This window comes from Amycolatopsis sp. NBC_01480, from assembly GCF_036227205.1.
Taxonomy (GTDB): Bacteria; Actinomycetota; Actinomycetes; order Mycobacteriales; family Pseudonocardiaceae; genus Amycolatopsis.
Genome location: NZ_CP109442.1, coordinates 8,835,314 through 8,851,342 on the forward strand (window position 1 = coordinate 8,835,314; position 16,029 = coordinate 8,851,342).

Sequence of the window (16,029 nt, forward strand, 5' to 3'; positions counted from 1 at the left end):
CCTCCAGCTTGCTTCTACGTTGATGTAGAAATTCTACACCAATGTAGAAGTAGGCCGGTTCACTGCTCCAGCGGCAGCAGCAGGGTGAAAACGGCGGGCCGGAGCCGGCCCAGCCGCAGCCGGCCGCCCTCGGCCTCGGCGAGCCGCCGCGCCAGCGCCAGCCCGATCCCGGTCCCGTGCGCGCCCGGCGAGCGCCGGCTGAACACATCGGTGCCGCTCTCGACGCCTTCACCCTCGTCGCCGACGTCGACCGCGAGGGCGCCGCCCGCGTCGCGGACCGTGATGGTCACCGTGCCGCCGCCGTGGCGCGCCGCGTTGTCCAGCAGCACCGTCATGATCTGCCGCAGCACCGGGCCGGACAGCCGGGCGTCCGCGACCGCGGGCTCGACCGTCAGCACGAGGCTGCGGCCACGGCCGGCGAACGCCGGGGCCCACTCCTGCTCGATGGCGGCCAGCTCTTCGCCGACGGCGGCGGCGTCCCGGACCGGCGGGGTGTCGCGGGCCAGCGCGAGCAGATCGGTGACGGTCCGGTCGAGCCGGCCCGTGGTGCCGATCCCGGCCAGGACCACCTCGCGCAGATCGGTTTCCGGGTCCTCCAGCGCCGCTTCCAGTTGCAGGCGCAGACCGGCGAGCGGCGTCCGCAGCTGGTGCGAAGCGTCGGCCGAGAACGCGCGCTCGCGGGCCAGCAGGTCGTCCAGCCGCACCGCCGTCGAGTCGAGGGACTCGCCGACCGAATCGATCTCCGGGATCCCGGCGCGCCCGGCCCGGATGGAGAAATCACCGTCGCCGAGGTCGCGGGCGGTCGCGGACAGCCGTTCCAGCGGGCGGGCCAGCCGCCGGGCCTGACGCCGGGCGACGACGTACGCCGACAGCAGCGCGACCGCGGCGAGTCCGGCCATGCCCAGCCAGGTGAGCACCGTGCGCTGGAACACCTCGGTCCGCGCGGTGGCGGCCCGCACCAGCGCCACCACCGTCCCGTCGTCGCTGATCGGCACGAGCACCACGAGTTCGTCGCCCGTGTCCGCGACCACGACTCCGCCCGCCCGCACCGCGTCGTCCGCGTTGTCGAGCGTCTGCGGACCGGCCCCGGCCAGCTGCGCGCCCGCCGGGGTGTAGACGGCGACGAACGTGGGGTCCTCGGTCGCCGGCACCTGGTCCGGGGCGCGGTGGCGCAGGATGTCGGCGGAGACTTCGAGCGCGTACCCGTCCGCGGCGCGCTCAAGTTCCGCGCGCTCCGCGGTCACGTAGTACTGCGAGACGGCGACGGCCAGCGGGATGCCGAACAGGCCGATCGCGACCAGCGCGGCGAGCAGGGTGGTCGCGACGATGCGGCGGCGCACCCGTTCAGTCCTCCGGGGCCTCGAGGCGGTAACCGTGCCGCCGCAGCGTGGCGATCTCCGGCATCGGGCCCGCGCCGCCCGCTTCGGCGAGCTTGCGGCGCAGCGCGGCGATGTGCACGTCCAGGGTCTTGGTGGAGCCGAACCAGTGCGCGTCCCACACGTCGGCCATCAGCGTCTCCCGGCTGACCGCGGTGCCCGATTCGGCCGCGAGCCGTTGCAGCAGCTCGAATTCCTTCGCCCGCAGGCTCACCTCGGCACCGTCCACAGTGACCCGTCGCGCGGCCGAGTCGATCCGCAGCCGGCCGAGGCTGACCTCCGCGGGCCCGCGGGCGACCGAATGGCGGCGCAGGTGGGCGCGCAGGCGGGCGTGCAGCTCACCGAGCGGCACCGGCTTCACGAGGTAGTCGTCCGCGCCGGCTTCGAGGCCCACGACCACGTCCATTTCGTCGCCGCGCGCGGTGAGCATGACGATCACGCAGGCGGGCTGGAGGCCGCGCAGCTCGCGGCACACCTCGGCGCCGTCCAGGTCCGGCAGGCCGAGGTCCAGCAGCACCAGCTCGCACGGCCGCTCCCCGGCGTCACGCAGCGCCGCGCGGCCCTCGGTGAACCAGGCGACCTCGTGCCCGTGCTGGGTGAGGCTCGTTTGCAGGACACCGCCGATGGTGCGGTCGTCTTCGACGAGGAGGACTCGGGCCATGCCCCGAGACTATCCGCCGTTTGCCGGATTCGCCGTTGCCCCTGGCCGGCCGCGATCATTTTGCCTTCCGCTAACCGGAAATCACCCGCATTCTCACCGCCGTCACCGCATTTCCGGGCTGGAATGCGTTTTTCCCCGGCTCTAACCTCGACTTTTCCGGGCGTGCACCAGGCCCGGAATAACTTTCGGTCATGTCCGTCGATCACCTCGTCCCGCCTACGGTCAGTCCGCGCCCGAAGCCCCGTCGCCGCCGCCGGATCGCGGTGCTGCTGATCGCGGCCCTGCTGTGTTACCCGGCGGGGACGTACGGTTATGCGCTCACCTATCCCGGCGACGCGAGCTTCGCCGTCCGGACGGTCGACTGGCTGCGGGACCTCGGCCTCGGCGGCTTGGTCAACACGGTGGAAAACTGGTGGTACACCCGGCATCCGCCGTCGACCGCCCCGCCCCCGGCGCGCGAACTGCCGCCGGCGGGCAGCAGTGCCGGGGCCACGGCCGGGCTCCGGCCGCCGGACCTCCCGGTGGGCCGGTTCGCCCCCGCGGGCGAAGGCGTGTGGACGGCCGGCGCGCATACCGGCACCCAGGTCGCCGAGTACACCACTTTCGTGCAGCCGGACCCGGCGCACGCCAGCGTGGTCGCCGGAGTCGCGTGGCTGAACCAATCCCTGGTGCGCACCCGGCTGTTCTCCGGCACGAAAGACCCCGGCGGCCCCGGCCCGGCGGCGATCCCGGACTCGCTGCGCGGCACGCTCGTCGCGGCGTTCAACTCGGGCTTCAAGCTCAAGGACTGCCAGTGCGGCTATTACCTCGACGGCACCACCGTCGCCCCGCTTCGTGACGGCGTGGCGTCGGCCGTGATCGACGACACCGGCCGCGTTTCGGTGGCGCAGTGGGGACGCGACGCCACCATGGGCCCGCACATCGCCGCCGTGCGGCAGAACCTGGACCTGGTGATCGACCACGGCGCCCCGGTGCCGGGCCTCGACCTGAACCCGGCCGGGCACTGGGGCAGCGCGTCCAACCAGTTCCAGTACACCTGGCGCTCGGGCCTGGGCACCGACCGCGACGGCAACCTGATCTTCGTCGGCGGCGGCGGGCTGACGCTGCACACGCTCGCCGCCGCCATGGTGCAGGCGGGCATCCAGCAGGGCATGGAACTCGACATCCACTCGCCGATGGTCACCTTCAACAGCTACCGGCCCGATCTCGCTGGTTCCTCACCGCACAAGCTGCTGCCCGCCATGCCCGGTCAGGTGGACCGCTACCTCAGCGCCGACCAGCGCGACTTCTTCGCCACGACCTTGCGGTTTCCGCCGCCGGTCACCGGGTGAACCATGACACCGGTGTAGATTCGCAGGTATGCGCAGAGGACCTGGAGAGCTGGAGGCCGAGGTGCTGGCCGTGCTGTGGCAGCGCCATGAACCGGCGTCCGCCGAACAGGTGCGGCAGCAGCTCGAGGGCCCGCTCGCGTACACCACCGTGGTGACGATCCTTTCGCGGCTGCACGAGAAAGGCGTGGTCACGCGGGAGAAGCAGGGCCGGTCGTTCACCTACAGCCCGGTGGACGACGAGCCCGGGCTGGCCGCCCGGCGGATGCGCGCGGTGCTCGACAGCGAGGACGACCGCGACAGCGTGCTGGCCCGTTTCGTGTCCAATCTGCCGGCCAGGGACGAGCAGGCGCTGCTGGAACTGCTGCGGCGCGATGTGGTGGAAGGCTGACGGCATGGGACCGGACCTGCTCGTGCCGCTGCTGCTGCCACTGGCTTCCTGGCCGGTCGCCCGCTGGCTGGCCCCCCGGGTGGCCCCGCGGTTCGCGAGCGGGCTGTTCACCGTGATCGCGCTGGTGCTCGCCGGCGGGAGCACGGCGGCGCTGCTGGTGGCGGCCGCGGCCGGGCTGTCCCAGCTGCCGCTGATCGCGCAGCTCGGCGAGTTCTCCCCCACCGCGTTCCGCGCGGCCACCGCGGTGTCGATCCCGGTCGCGATCGCGAGTGGCGCGCTGCTGGCCGCCGTCGCGTCCGAGGTGGTCCGCGCGGCGATCCGGTACCGGCGCTGGTACCGGCGGGTGCACGCCGAACTCGACGGCCAGACCCTCGACGGCGGCGTGGTGGTGCTGCCCGGCACCGAGCCGATCGCCTTCGCCATCGCCGGCCGGGGCGGCCGGATCGCGCTCTCCAGCGGCATGCTCGCCGTGCTGGGTCCCGACGAGCGCGTCGCCCTGCTGGCTCACGAGCGCGCACACCTACGGCTTCGGCACCCCGTGTACGCGGCGGCCGCCACTCTCGCCAGCGCGCTCAACCCCTTCGTCCGTCCACTCGGGACTGCGGCGCGCTTCGCGATGGAGCGCTGGGCCGACGAGGCCGCCGCCTCACGGGTCGGCGACCGCCGCCTGGTCGCGACCGCGGTCGCGAAAGCCGCGCTGGCGGGCCGGAACGAGGCCGCGTACGCACTCGCGGCGACCAGCGGCCCGGTGCCGCAACGGGTTCACGCCCTGCTGGACAAGCCGTCAGCCCGGCCCGGCCGCGGCCCGCTCGCCGCGCTGGCGGTGGCCTTCGTGCTGGGCTGCTCCGCGTGGTCGGCGGTCGCCAGCCTCCAGGCCGCGGCCGATCTGCACGCCGGGATCGAATCCGCGCAGCGGGCGGAATGCCGGCCCGTGCTCACGCAGGGGACCGACGATCAGGCCCTGCTCACGGCAATCCGCGAGGATCACCGGGACTGCGCCGAGCGCTGAGCGCCAGGACCCGACCGCGGCGGCGACGTCGGAGTCGTGCAGCAGGATCGTGCCACCGGGTTTCAGTCCCTTGTGGACGATTGCGGCGACCGAGGACGGTGTCGCGCGGGCGGTCCAGTCTCGGCCCCAGGCGGTCCACAGCACCGGGCGCAGGTCCAGCTTGTGTGCCGCGAGCAGGGATCCGGCCGAGAACACTCCGTAGGGCGCTCTCAGCCAGGCCGGGCGCGCGCCGGTGATGCGGGTGGTCAGCTCCACGGTGCGCGCCAGGTCGTCGTACAGGGCTCGCGGACCTCGGCGCAGGAAACAGCGGTGATCCCAGGCGTGCACGGCGATCTCATGGCCGCCGTCGACGATCGCTCGCCCTAGGTCGGGGTTGCGCGCGAGTTCGCGGCCCAGCACGAAAAACGTGGCTCGGGTGTCGTGCCGGGCCAGCAGCCTGAGGAAGTGCGGGGTGGACCGGGGGTGCGGGCCGTCGTCGAAGGTCAGCGCGACGTGGCCGGGGTCGCCGATGCCCGCGAGGCCTGGGGCCAGCGCGGCGCGCACTGGCGGGAGGAAGAGCGCGGCCGGTGCGGCGTGCGTGAGGAGCGCGGCTGCTGCCGCTGCACGGATCATCCGGCCACCTCCACCGACCGCACCACCGGCGTCACCGCTCCGGTCGTCAGCGCGGCCCGGACCGCGTCGCCGAGGCCGTCCGGCGAGCGCACCCACGGGACGGTGCCGTCCTGGTCGAGTACGGCGGCGTTGGCGCGGCCGTGGCCCGGCAGGCAGCGGTAGGTGAAAACCGGCAGCCCGGTCGCCAGGGCCTCCGAGGTGGTGAGGCCGCCCGCGTTCTGCACCACGACGTCGCAGGCGCGCATCAGGTCCGCCATCCCGTCCACCCAGCCGAACACGTGGCGGAGGCCGGCTCGTTCCAGGCGGCCGCGCAGGGCGTCGTTGCGGCCGCAGACGACCACCGGCTCGGCGGTGCCGTCGGCGGCCAGGTCGGCGACCGTCCGTTCGACCTCGCCGACGCCCCAGGAGCCGGAGACCACCAGCGCGAGCGCGCGGTCCGCCGGGAGGCCGTGCGCCAGCCGCAGCCGCGCTCGTTCCGCGGTGCCGGCGACCGGCCGGAACGCGGGCGCGACGAGCGGCGGCGTGACCATCGTGCGGACCGCGCCGAACGCCCGGGCCTGCTCGGCCGCGATTTCGTTGGGGGCGATGGTCAGATCGGCCCACGGGCTGACGCAGAGCCGGTGCACCGACGGGTCCGTCAGGTACGCCACCAGCGCCGGCCCGAGCCGCCCCCGCGCCCGCAGCCGGGCCGCGGCGTGGGTGGCGAGCGGATAGGTGGACAGCACCAGCTGCGCGTCCCCGGCCGCTTCCGCGAGGCCGGGCGCGGCCAGCGCCGAGAAGCGCCGGGCGGCCGCCGCGGGCGCCGGCGAGCCGAGGGCCCCGAGCAGCCAGTCCCAGCTGCGCGGGGCGATCTCCAGCTGCCGGTGGTAGGCCCCGCACAGCGCCCGCCCGAGCCGCCCCGGCAGCAGGTCGAGGAAGTCCACCCGGCCGACGTGGATCCCCCGCTCCCCCAGCCGCCGCGCCAGCTCCCGGGCCGCACCGTCGTGCCCGGCGCCGACCCGGGCGGACACGATCACCACACGCTCCATGCGCTCGCCTTCCGAAGTGTCTACAGGCACGCAGTAAATCTACATACTTGTAGATTGTTCGGCCGAGCGGGGCGGCCGGAAATCCGGGGATCCCGGTAAGTTTTCACGCGGGTTCACTGTTCCGCCCCAATGTGGCATTCGGTGCGCTGAACGCACCGAATGCCACATTGGGTGCGTTGAGCCTGGATCCACCGATGAGTTTGTTGGTGATCTTGGTGTGGGTTGGTGATCTTGGGTTGGGGTGTGGGCGTGCTGGGTCGTGCTGGCTGGTCCAGCGCGTCCACGTGTGGTTTCCGGTCAGGCCCTGTTTTCGGGGTGGGGCGGGTGGGGTTCAGGCTGGGTGTGGTGGTGGGTGGGTGCTGGTGAACAGGGTGGTGAAGGGGGCTGCCCAGGGCCAGTTGCGGGGCAGGTGCAGCACGATCTGGCCGGAGGGGGTGCGGGTGATGTGGGAGGCGAGGTGGATGAGGTGGCGGCGGATGGTGCCGGTTCTGGCTTTGGCGTGGAAGGTGGAGGCGAGGTGGCCTGCGGCGCGCAGGAGGTTGTGGGTGAGGGCGGAGAGGGTGAGCCAGGCGGCGTTGGCAGCGAAGCGGCCGGAGGGGAAGTGGGCGAGGGCGGCGTCGGACAGGTCGGCGAAGACCTGCTCGATGGCCCCGGCGCGGGCGCGGTGGTGGGCCTCGATGGCCGCCGGGCCGGCGGGATAGTTGGTGAAGATGGCCTGGTAGCGCCAGGCGGTGAACAGTCCCGGCGCCTCTTCTGGGGTGTGGGCGGGGGTGCGGCGCACGACCAGGTCGGCGGTGATCCGTTGTCCGCGCTGGGTGGTGGGATTCGTGAACGCGGTGTAGCGGGTGAGGGCGATCTCGGCGGTGTGGATCCGTGTCCCGGTCTCGCCGTCGTGGACCGGTTGGTCGTAGGTGATGGTTGTCCAGGCGGTCTCGGGGATCGCGGCGATCGCGGCGCGGATCGGTTGGCGTTGCGGCGCGGTGACGCTGAACCAGTGCCCGGCGTCGGTGACGGTCTTGATGACTTTCCCGACGTAGAACCCGGAATCCATGCGCACCCACAGTTTCTGTCCTGTCCCCAGGGCGTGGGCCGCGGTGGTCAGGTTCTGCCGCAGGAACGACGCCGCGCCGCGGCGGGTGTCGGCGTTGCCGCCGCGCAACCGGGTGCCGGTGATCACCGGCGCGCTCCGGTCCCGGCCGCCGGAGAGGGTGGCGGCGAGGAAGTTCAGCCCGCGGACCTTGGTATAGCCGAACGCCGCGCCTTCTTTGCTCCGCCCGAACACCTGGCTGATCTTGGAGTCCAGATCGAGGAACACCGGCCGCCCGGCCGCCTCCGGCACCGGCAGCACACCCGGGGCCAGCTCACCGAGACGGGCCAGGACCTGCCCGGCCGTTCTCTCCAGCTGCGCCACGTGCCCGATCGTGAAATGCCGCAGGAACGTGCCCAGCGTCGACGGCGCCCGGATCCCGCCGAACAGGGCCGGTAACCCGCCGTGGCGCAGCACATCCAGATCGTCGATCGAGTCCGCGCCGGCGACCATGCCCGCCACGATCGAGGCGATCTTCGCCCCCGCGTTCGACCCTTTCGTGCCACCCAGGGTCAGCAGCTCGTCGGCCACATCCGCCAGCCCGGCGTGCTCGGCCAGCCGCATCACCGGAACCACACCAGCCTGCGACACGAGATCCGGATCATCACAGCGCACCGACAACGCGCCAGCCATATGAGACGATCGCATCAGCAGATGCCCTCCCACTCGTGGACTCTTGTTCCGTCGCAAGAACAATCATCCCAAGTCAGAGGGCATCTGCGCATCCACGACACGACCCACCACCAAGATCATCGGTGGATCCAGGTTGAGCGCAACCAATGTGGCATTGGGGCGTATCCCACCGGTCACAGTGAGAGCGGAACGGCCGGAATCCCGGGCGATCAGGAGCGCGCCGCCTCCAGGACCGATTCGGCCGCAGCGGGGTGCAGCGCCGCCGGACGGTAGAGGTCTTCGAAGGTACCGAGGGTGCCGGCGAGGTCGTGCCGGGCGACCAGCGTCCGCCCCGCCGCGCCCATCGCCGCGCGCCCCTCCGCGTCTTCCGCCAGCTCACCAAGCCGTGCGGCCAGCGTCAGAACGTCACCCGGCGGGTAGAGGAAACCGTTGTGCCCGTGGTGAACCAGGTGCGGCAGCGCCATCGCGTCGGCCGCCACCACGGGCAGGCCCGCGGCCATCGCCTCCATCGTCGCGAGGCTCTGCAGCTCGGCGGTGCCCGGCATGCAGAACACCTGGCAGCAGGCGTAGATCCGGACCAGTTCGGCGTCCGGGACGAAGCCGTGGAAGCAAACCCGGTCCGCCACGCCCAGTTCCGCGGCCAGCGCGGTGAGCGCGGCCCGGCAGGAACCGTCGCCGACGATCTCGGCGCGGAGCCGCGGCACGCGCGCGACGGCGCGGATCAGCTCGTCGACGTTCTTCTCGGCGTCGAGCCGCCCGACGAACAGCACCGCCGCGTCATCGCCGGCCGGGGTGGCCCGCGCGGCGTAGTGCTCGAGGTCCACGCCGCAGGAGATGACCGTGACCGGGCGTCCGAGTCCGTTGCGCGCCAACAGGTCCGCGGCTCGCGGCGTCGGGGTGGTGATCGTGTCCGCATTGCGGTAGACGCGGACCAGGTCGCGCCACGCGAAGCGGATCAGCGCCTCGCGGACCGCCGACGGCAGGCGGACGTAGCCGAGCAGGTTTTCCGGCATGAAATGGTTCGTCGCGACCGTCGGCACGCCCCGGCGGCGGGCGGCCGAAAGAAGCGCGCGCCCGACCGCGAAGTGCGACTGGACGTGCACGACGTCCGGGCGGATCCGGTCCAGCAGCTCCTCGGCGGCCCGGCCGACGCCGCCGGGGCGCCCGATCCGGAACGTCGGGTGGAACGGCGTGCCCAGCGAAGGGGCGTCGTGCACGGTGAGCGGGCCGTGGTCGGTCGCGTCGGTGCGCGGGCGCGGCCGCAGGACGTGCACGTCGTGGCCGAGGCCGGCCAGTCCGTGGGCGAGCCGGGCGGTGAAGTGCGCGGCCCCGTTGATGTCGGGCGGGAACGTGTCGGCGCCGAGCAGGATCCGGAGTCCGGCAGTGGGAAGCGGGTCGGCCATGAGGGGTTCCTTGTCGAGGTCGGGCGGATCGCTGAGCGAACCGGCCAGCACGAGCACACCCGTCACGGCGAGCAGCGCCAGGACGAGGCGGGCGACGGCCATGGCCGGCACGAGGTGGGGTGTTTCGCCGAACAGCAGCTGGTCGGCGGTCACGGCGGTGAGCGGGTCGAGCACCGTCGTGGCGCCGACGACCACCGCGGTCGGCCCGGCGGCGTGGGCCTGCTGGAGCAGCCAGCCGCCGGCCGTGAGCAGTGCCGCGCCGGCGAGGGCGAACCCGGCGGCGGTGACCACAGTGGACAGTTCGAGGGCCGCCGCGCGCAGCACGGCCGAGCCGAGTCCGAACAGGACCGCGGCCGCGGCGGCCAGCCCGGCGCACCGGCCGCGGCCCCGGCAGCTCAGCCCGGCGGCAGCGACCACCGGCCCGGCGAGCACGGCCAGCAGGACCGCGCCGATCGTCACGTGCGGCGAAGCCGAGCCGCCGGACACCGAGACCAGGACGAAGCCCCCGACCCCGGCGCACACGGCGAGCGCGGCGATCCGGACCCGGCGCGTCGCCGTCGCCCGTCCCGCGAGCACGGTCAGCACCAGGCTCAGCACCCCGAGCGGCTGCACGATCGCCAACGGCGCCAGGGAAAGCGCGGTCAGGTGCAGCCCAGTGCCCGCGACGCCGAGCAACGCACCCGCCTGCCAGGTCCGCGACCGAGCCAGGCGGGCCAACCGGACCGCACCGTTTCGCTGCGCTCGGACGGCATCGTGCTGGAGGGCGACCGAACCAGCGAAGAAACAGGCCCCGACCAAGGCCAAAGCAATCGCGAGAACGGTCATCGCGTCGCCGTCCGTACGGCCAGGGCGGTGGTCACCAGCATGCCCAGCTCGGCCGTCAGCGCCAGCCGTTCCAGCAGGCCTTCCGGCAGCGCGGGCACGAACTGCGCGAGGCCGAAGGACGCCGCGGTGTACAGCGCCAGCGCCGCGCACCAGCGGAGCCGCCCGGCGTGCGCCGACCACCGTGGATCCGCGCTCAGGGACCGGGCCAGCGAGCGGCCGGCGAAGGGGAAGCAGCCGAACAGCACCGCGCCCCCGAAGCGGTGGATCTCGCCGTGCAGGGTGACCACGGTGGTGCTCGGGTTCTCCCGGAACAGCACCACGACGAGCAGGCCCGCCCCCCACAGTCCGAACAGGACGATCACTCCGCGGCTGCGCGGCAGCCCGGCCAGGCGCGCGGCCACCGCCAGCGCGATCCCGCCGGCGAGCACCAGCGCCACCGCGATGAGGAACGGCGCGCGGCCCCAGCGTTGCAGCGCGTAGTCGCTGACCGGGTCCCGCCACGGGTCCACCCGCTGCGCGAGCCCCACCGCCAGCCCGCCCATCAGCAGCTGCGCGATGCCCCACATCCCGATCGCCGTCCACAGGAGCGGCGCGGGCCGCGTGGGCCGCGGCAAGGTCGTGGTCACCTCGCCCACGATCGTGCGCCTGGATGAGAACTCGATGAAGATCCGCCCGGGATTGGTTAAGAAACCCCGTCCCGCGGCAAAGTCACCTCGAACCGCGCGCCGGCCGGCTCCCCGTTCGCGGCGGTGACCCGGCCGTCGTGCTGGAGCACCACCTGCTCGACGATCGCCAGTCCCAACCCCGAACCCGGCAGCGCGCGGGCGGACGCGGCCCGGTAGAACCGCTCGAACACGTGCGGCAGGTCGGCCTCGGCGATGCCCGGGCCTTCGTCCGCCACCACGAGCCGGGCCACCCCGTCCTCCGCCGCCAGCGTCACGGTCACCACGCCGCCCGGCGGGCTCCACTTCGCCGCGTTGCCGAGGATGTTGAGGACCGCCCGTTCCAGCGCCGCGGGACGGCCGCGCACCACGGCTTCGGCCGCCGACAGCTCGAACCGGACACCCGGCGCACGCGGCCGGGCCCGTTCCACCGCGGCCCGCACGACGTCGCCCAGCTCCACCGGTTCGACGGTCTCGGGCGAGCGGTCCCCCGTCGCCAGCTCCACCAGCTCGCCGACCAGGTCGGTCAGCTCCGCGGACTGCGCGTCGAGGTCGGCCAGCAGCCGGGTGTGGTCGTCGGCGGGCAGGCCGGAGCTGCTCTGCACGTGGATCAGCAGCTCGATGTTGTTGCGCAGGCTGGCCAGCGGCGTGCGCAGCTCGTGCCCGGCGTCCTCGACCAGGCGGCGCTGGTCGTCGCGGGAGGTCGCGAGCGCGGTCAGCATCGCGTTGAACGACTCGGCCAGCAGCGCGAGCTCGCCCCGTCCCGTGACGGTGATCTCGGCCGACAGGGCCTGGGTCCGGGCCACCTCCCCGGCCGCCGCGGTCAGCGTTTCCACCGGCCGCAACGCCGTTCTCGCCACCGCGCGCCCGATCAGCGCCGCGGCGAGCACTACGCTGAAGCCGACCCCGAACTCCCAGAGTCCCAGCTCGGCCAGCGTGCGCTCGACCCCCTCGGAGTCACGGGCGACCTGCACCGCGCCGCCGCCCGGCCGCGCCGCGATCCAGACGCGGTAACGGTCCGAGCCGATCTTGTCCTCCTCCGACCCGACCGTGACGGCACCGGCGGCGACCTGGTGCGCTTCGGGGCCGACCGGGATGGCGGACGCCTCTCCCCCGACGGCGGTGGGCTTGCCGGCGGCGTTGAGGAACTGGACGGTGAGGCCGAGGCCGTGCCCGGTGTCCCCGCCGTCGTGGTCGGTCGTTCGCAGGGCCGTCAGCGCTTCGGCCGGTGTCGCGGACTTGGCCGCCACCTGCGCGTACGCCTGCAGCTGCGCGTCGAACTGCCGGTACAGGTTCGCGCGCGTCACCAGCCACGACGTGAGCGAGACCGCGACCACGGCGACGGCCACCGCGGAGACCACCAGCACGGTCAGCCGGGCCCGCAGCGTCAGGGCCCGGATCCGTGGTCTCACAACGGATCCTCGCGCAGCACGTAGCCGACGCCGCGAACCGTGTGCAGCAGCCGGGGCTCCCCGTCCGCTTCGAGCTTGCGGCGCAACGAGCCCACGTACACGTCGAGGCCGTTGGACGCCGCGCCGAAGTCGTAACCCCAGACCTGCTCGAACATCACCGCCCGGGTCAGCACCAGCCGCGGGTGGCGCAGGAACGTCTCGAGCATCGAAAACTCGGTCCGGGTGAGCCGCACCGGACGGTCCCCGCGGGTGACCTCGCGGGTGCCGGGATCCAGGGTCAGGTCGGCGAACTCCAGCGAGGACGGCCCCTCCGCCTCGGCCGCGGAGCCGTACTCGGTGCGGCGCAGCAGCGCCCGGACGCGGGCCAGCAGCTCCTGCAACGCGAACGGTTTCACCAGGTAGTCGTCGGCGCCCGCGTCGAGCCCGGCCACCCGGTCGCCCACCCCGGTACGGGCGGTGAGCATCAGGATCGGCACGTGGTTGCCCTCGGCGCGCAGGAGCCGGCAGCTGTCGAGCCCGCCGAGCACCGGCATGGTGACGTCGAGGATCACCCCGTCCGGCCGGTCCGAGCGGATCAGCTCCAGCCCGCTGGCGCCGTCCGTCGCGACGGAGACCGTGTAGCCCTCGAAGCGCAGCGTGCGCGACAGCGAATCCCGCAGCGCGGCCTCGTCATCCACGATCACGACGTGCACTCGAAACCTCCGTCCCTACGGCCGGAAGCTACCAACGCGAAGCTGAACGCCGGGTTAGCGCCAGGCCAGCGCGCGGCAAATCCGGTTCGGGTCCGGAGCCCGTCGCGCGGCTCAGCCGACCACCGGGGGCGTGTGGCCCGCGTGAGCCGAGCCCGCCCGCGCCCCGGCGGAGACCGGGACGCGGGCCGGGATCACTGCCGTCCGAGCCCGGGCAGCACCCGCGTGCCCTCGGCGCGCACCGCGGCGAGCGAGCGCGGGTCGAGGTTCAGCAGCCGCAGGATCGTCGGGGCGATCTGCGTGGTTTCGACCGCGCTGCTCACCACGGCGCCGCGGCCGGTGCCGCTCACCACCAGCGGCACGGCCCGGTCGTCCGCGGACGCCCCGCCGTGCTCGGCGATCTTCGACTTGCCCCCGGTGAACACGACCCCGGGCACGACCACGCCGACCAGGTCCGGGACCCGGGCGTCGCCGGGGCGGACACCGAAGTAGCGGGCCGCGTCGGCTCCCGCGTGGACGGTCGCCAGTCCGGAGTGGACGAACGGCTTGGCCGCGCCGGTGATGCCGTTCCCGTTGCCCGACTGGGCGAGCAGGTAGTTCTTGGCGAAGGACGTCGCCGTGGGCGAGCGGTCCGAGAGCCACAGCAGCATGGCGTCGTCGTCAGTGGACTGTGCCACCAGGTCCGGCGTGCCCGGGTGCGCGGCGCGCCAGGCGGCGTTCAGCCCGTCGAGGAGGGCGCCGTCGTCGATCCGGGTGAGCGCGGCCGGGTCGATCGGCGACTGGCCGTGCTTGGCCGAGAGCACCACGGTGGTGCTCCGGTCGAGGTGACGGCGCTTCAGCTCGGCGGTGAACGCCCCGACCTGACGGTCGACGAAGTCGAGCGCCGAGCGCAGCAGCGGTCCCGGCACGCCGCCGGGCAGGTAGCCGCCGGCCAGCCCGTCGGACACCGGGAGCTTCTGGGCGGTGGACACCGACTGGAAGTTCAGCCCGAACACCGCCGGGGTGCCGGTCTGCGTGGTGCGGCTGTGGTCGTAGCCGTCGATCTCGTTGAGCACCGCCTGGGCCTTGTACCCGTCGTAGCGCTGGGTCGCGGCGTTGTCCGTGGTCCAGTCGCCGCTGCCCACCACGCTGTTGATCTCCGGCGTGAACAGGTCCTGAACGCCGGTCCCGGACGGGCCGCTGAGCATTTCGTACGCGGGGTGCTTGTCGGACCACGCGGTCCGCAGCCCGGCCTGGCGCGCGACCTCGAACACGGTGTTGACCCGCAGATACTGGTGCGGGTAAACGGGTTTGCAGGTCTTCGGGTCGACCGGCAGCTTCGCGGGATCGATCAGCGTGCCCGGGTTCCCGGTCATCTTCAGCACGCCGTCGGGCAGGTTCGGCAAGCCCTGCCCGGCGTCGACGGAATCCTTGTTCCGGTCCAGGTCCTCGGTGTAGTCGACGAGGACGCCGGGCTGCGCGCCCGCACAGTTCTTCGTGCCCGCGGGAAGCAGCGCGTGGTTGTAGGTGGCGTCGTAGTAGACGCCGGTCGTGGCCGGGTTGCCGCCGGTGACCTGGGCGACCATGCCGGGGAACGAGTCCGACGGCACCGGCGTGCTCGCGTGCGTGTACGACGTGCCGTGCCCGGTCAGCGCCGCCAGCGCCGACTGCGGGTGCGCCGCGGTGTACCAGGCGAGGTCCGACTGGTGCAGCCCGTCGACCGAGACGAGCAGCACGTGCCGCTGCTCAGGCTGGGCCGCCGTCGCCGGCACCGCGGTGGCGAACAGCCCGGCCGCGGCAAGAACCGAGCATGTGCGAATTCTCGACACGAATCTCCTCCTGCTCCTCCGGCGCCCGGGGAACGGGGCGCCCGCCGTATTCCAGGCGGCCGAAGCGGATCCTGGGCGACAGCGGAACGAACATCGTGTGAACGCGATTCCGGCACCAGAGCTGGAAGAACGGCGGCACAATACCGTCCCGAAGGTTAGCGGCAGGTTCGCCCGCGGTTATCTTTCCGCCATCGCGAAACCGGCAAAACCAGCAACCGGAACACCGCCGGAACAATCATTCCAGTCATCGGCGGAACGCGCCCGGCTGAGAGAATTCCGCCATGACTTCAGCAGAACTGCGGGCCGGCGGCCCCGTGGCCGGCCGCGCCGCCGCCAGCAAGGTCCCGGAGGTCACGGCGCTCTTCTGGGTCGTCAAGGTGCTGACCACCGGCATGGGCGAGACGACGAGCGATTTCCTCGCGCACCTGATGGACCCGGTGATCGCCGTGGCGCTGGCCGGGCTGGCGTTCGCCGCCGCGCTCGCCGCGCAGTTCCGCGCCCGCGCCTACATCCCGTGGGTCTACTGGACGGCCGTGGTGCTGGTGAGCGTGTTCGGGACCATGGCCGCCGACTTCCTGCACGTCGGGCTCGGCGTGCCGTACGCGGTGTCGACGGTCTTCTTCGCGGTCGTTCTCGCTGCTGTTTTCCTTGTGTGGCACCGGATCGAGAAGACGCTGTCGATCCACAGCATCACCACGCCGCGCCGGGAGCTGTTCTACTGGCTCGCCGTCGTCACCACGTTCGCGCTCGGCACCGCTGTGGGCGACCTGACCGCGACGACCCTGCACCTCGGCTACCTGGGCTCGGGGCTGATGTTCGCGGTGGCCATCGCGATCCCGCCGCTGGCCCGCCGGTTCGCCGGGCTCGACGCCATCGCGACATTCTGGGCCGCCTACGTCCTCACCCGGCCGCTGGGCGCCTCGTTCGCCGACTGGCTCGGCGTGCCGCCCGTGCGCGGCGGGCTGGACCTCGGCACCGGCCTGGTCAGCCTGGTCCTGCTGCTGGTCATCGCCGCTCTCGTCGGCTGCCTGACCGCCACGCGGCGCACGACAGTCCACAGTGAAGTTCCCCAGTGACAATCCCCCACTGATATTCCACAGTAGAG

The 16,029-nt window shown here is 72.9% G+C and carries 13 protein-coding genes and 1 pseudogene; 4 read left to right on the forward strand and 10 right to left on the reverse strand.

All coding sequences use genetic code 11. The annotated features are described in order from the left end of the window. Positions 1-59: 59 nt before the first annotated feature. Positions 60-1,340 (reverse strand): sensor histidine kinase, encoded by a 1,281-nt coding sequence (locus OG371_RS41215; protein ID WP_329062148.1) that lies wholly within the window; start codon positions 1,338-1,340, stop codon positions 60-62. A 4-nt stretch (positions 1,341-1,344) separates the two neighbouring features. Further along, positions 1,345-2,037: a response regulator transcription factor gene (locus OG371_RS41220; protein WP_329062150.1), complete on the reverse strand. Its 693-nt coding sequence runs from the start codon at positions 2,035-2,037 to the stop codon at positions 1,345-1,347. Positions 2,038-2,228: 191 nt separating this feature from the next. On the opposite strand from OG371_RS41220, the gene OG371_RS41225 reads away from it, so the two are divergent. The 3 genes from OG371_RS41225 to OG371_RS41235 are packed head-to-tail and all read left to right on the forward strand — an operon-like array spanning position 2,229 to position 4,765. Further along, a complete protein-coding gene (locus OG371_RS41225; protein WP_329062152.1) occupies positions 2,229-3,368 on the forward strand; it encodes a phosphodiester glycosidase family protein in 1,140 nt (379 codons plus the stop codon). Positions 3,369-3,396: 28 nt separating this feature from the next. After that, complete coding sequence (locus OG371_RS41230) at positions 3,397-3,756, forward strand: BlaI/MecI/CopY family transcriptional regulator (protein WP_329062155.1); 360 nt, start codon at positions 3,397-3,399, stop codon at positions 3,754-3,756. Positions 3,757-3,760: 4 nt separating this feature from the next. Beyond that, the gene (locus tag OG371_RS41235) at positions 3,761-4,765 is read left to right on the forward strand and encodes a M56 family metallopeptidase (RefSeq protein ID WP_329062157.1); all 1,005 of its coding nucleotides are present in this window, start codon (positions 3,761-3,763) and stop codon (positions 4,763-4,765) included. A 156-nt stretch (positions 4,766-4,921) separates the two neighbouring features. Here OG371_RS41235 and OG371_RS41240 read toward each other — a convergent pair. From OG371_RS41240 to OG371_RS41275, 8 genes and pseudogenes are all read right to left on the reverse strand, one after another. Continuing rightward, positions 4,922-5,377: pseudogene (locus OG371_RS41240) on the reverse strand (polysaccharide deacetylase family protein); the annotation flags it as partial. Further along, a complete protein-coding gene (locus OG371_RS41245; protein WP_329062159.1) occupies positions 5,374-6,435 on the reverse strand; it encodes a hypothetical protein in 1,062 nt (353 codons plus the stop codon). The pseudogene OG371_RS41240 and the gene OG371_RS41245, both read right to left, overlap by 4 nt. Positions 6,436-6,736: 301 nt before the next feature. Continuing rightward, the gene (locus OG371_RS41250; protein WP_329062161.1) at positions 6,737-8,125 is read right to left on the reverse strand and encodes an IS1380 family transposase; all 1,389 of its coding nucleotides are present in this window, start codon (positions 8,123-8,125) and stop codon (positions 6,737-6,739) included. 209 nt (positions 8,126-8,334) lie between these two features. Next, complete coding sequence (locus OG371_RS41255) at positions 8,335-10,245, reverse strand: glycosyltransferase (RefSeq protein WP_329062162.1); 1,911 nt, start codon at positions 10,243-10,245, stop codon at positions 8,335-8,337. Between the two features lie 104 nt (positions 10,246-10,349). Next, entirely contained in the window at positions 10,350-10,979 is a 630-nt protein-coding gene (locus OG371_RS41260) for a DUF998 domain-containing protein (RefSeq protein ID WP_329062164.1), read from the reverse strand. A 56-nt stretch (positions 10,980-11,035) separates the two neighbouring features. Beyond that, positions 11,036-12,427, reverse strand: coding sequence for a HAMP domain-containing sensor histidine kinase (locus tag OG371_RS41265; RefSeq protein WP_329062166.1), 1,392 nt, complete (start codon positions 12,425-12,427; stop codon positions 11,036-11,038). Further along, the gene (locus tag OG371_RS41270) at positions 12,424-13,119 is read right to left on the reverse strand and encodes a response regulator transcription factor (protein ID WP_329062168.1); all 696 of its coding nucleotides are present in this window, start codon (positions 13,117-13,119) and stop codon (positions 12,424-12,426) included. The genes OG371_RS41265 and OG371_RS41270 overlap by 4 nt, the downstream gene beginning before the upstream one ends. Before the next feature lie 191 nt (positions 13,120-13,310). Next, the gene (locus OG371_RS41275) at positions 13,311-14,924 is read right to left on the reverse strand and encodes an alkaline phosphatase family protein (RefSeq protein ID WP_329062170.1); all 1,614 of its coding nucleotides are present in this window, start codon (positions 14,922-14,924) and stop codon (positions 13,311-13,313) included. Between the two features lie 281 nt (positions 14,925-15,205). Between OG371_RS41275 and OG371_RS41280 the strand changes: the two genes are divergently transcribed. After that, a complete protein-coding gene (locus tag OG371_RS41280) occupies positions 15,206-16,000 on the forward strand; it encodes a COG4705 family protein (RefSeq protein WP_329062172.1) in 795 nt (264 codons plus the stop codon). Positions 16,001-16,029: the final 29 nt, after the last annotated feature.

Bases quoted from the DNA above. Each gene is read 5' to 3' on its own strand.
- OG371_RS41225 (WP_329062152.1), top strand. From the start codon at position 2,229: ATGTCCGTCGATCACCTCGTCCCGCCTACGGTCAGTCCGCGCCCGAAG.
- OG371_RS41250 (WP_329062161.1), bottom strand. From the start codon at position 8,125: ATGGCTGGCGCGTTGTCGGTGCGCTGTGATGATCCGGATCTCGTGTCG.
- OG371_RS41280 (WP_329062172.1), top strand. From the start codon at position 15,206: ATGACTTCAGCAGAACTGCGGGCCGGCGGCCCCGTGGCCGGCCGCGCC.
- OG371_RS41235 (WP_329062157.1), top strand. From the start codon at position 3,761: ATGGGACCGGACCTGCTCGTGCCGCTGCTGCTGCCACTGGCTTCCTGG.
- OG371_RS41220 (WP_329062150.1), bottom strand. From the start codon at position 2,037: ATGGCCCGAGTCCTCCTCGTCGAAGACGACCGCACCATCGGCGGTGTC.
- OG371_RS41230 (WP_329062155.1), top strand. From the start codon at position 3,397: ATGCGCAGAGGACCTGGAGAGCTGGAGGCCGAGGTGCTGGCCGTGCTG.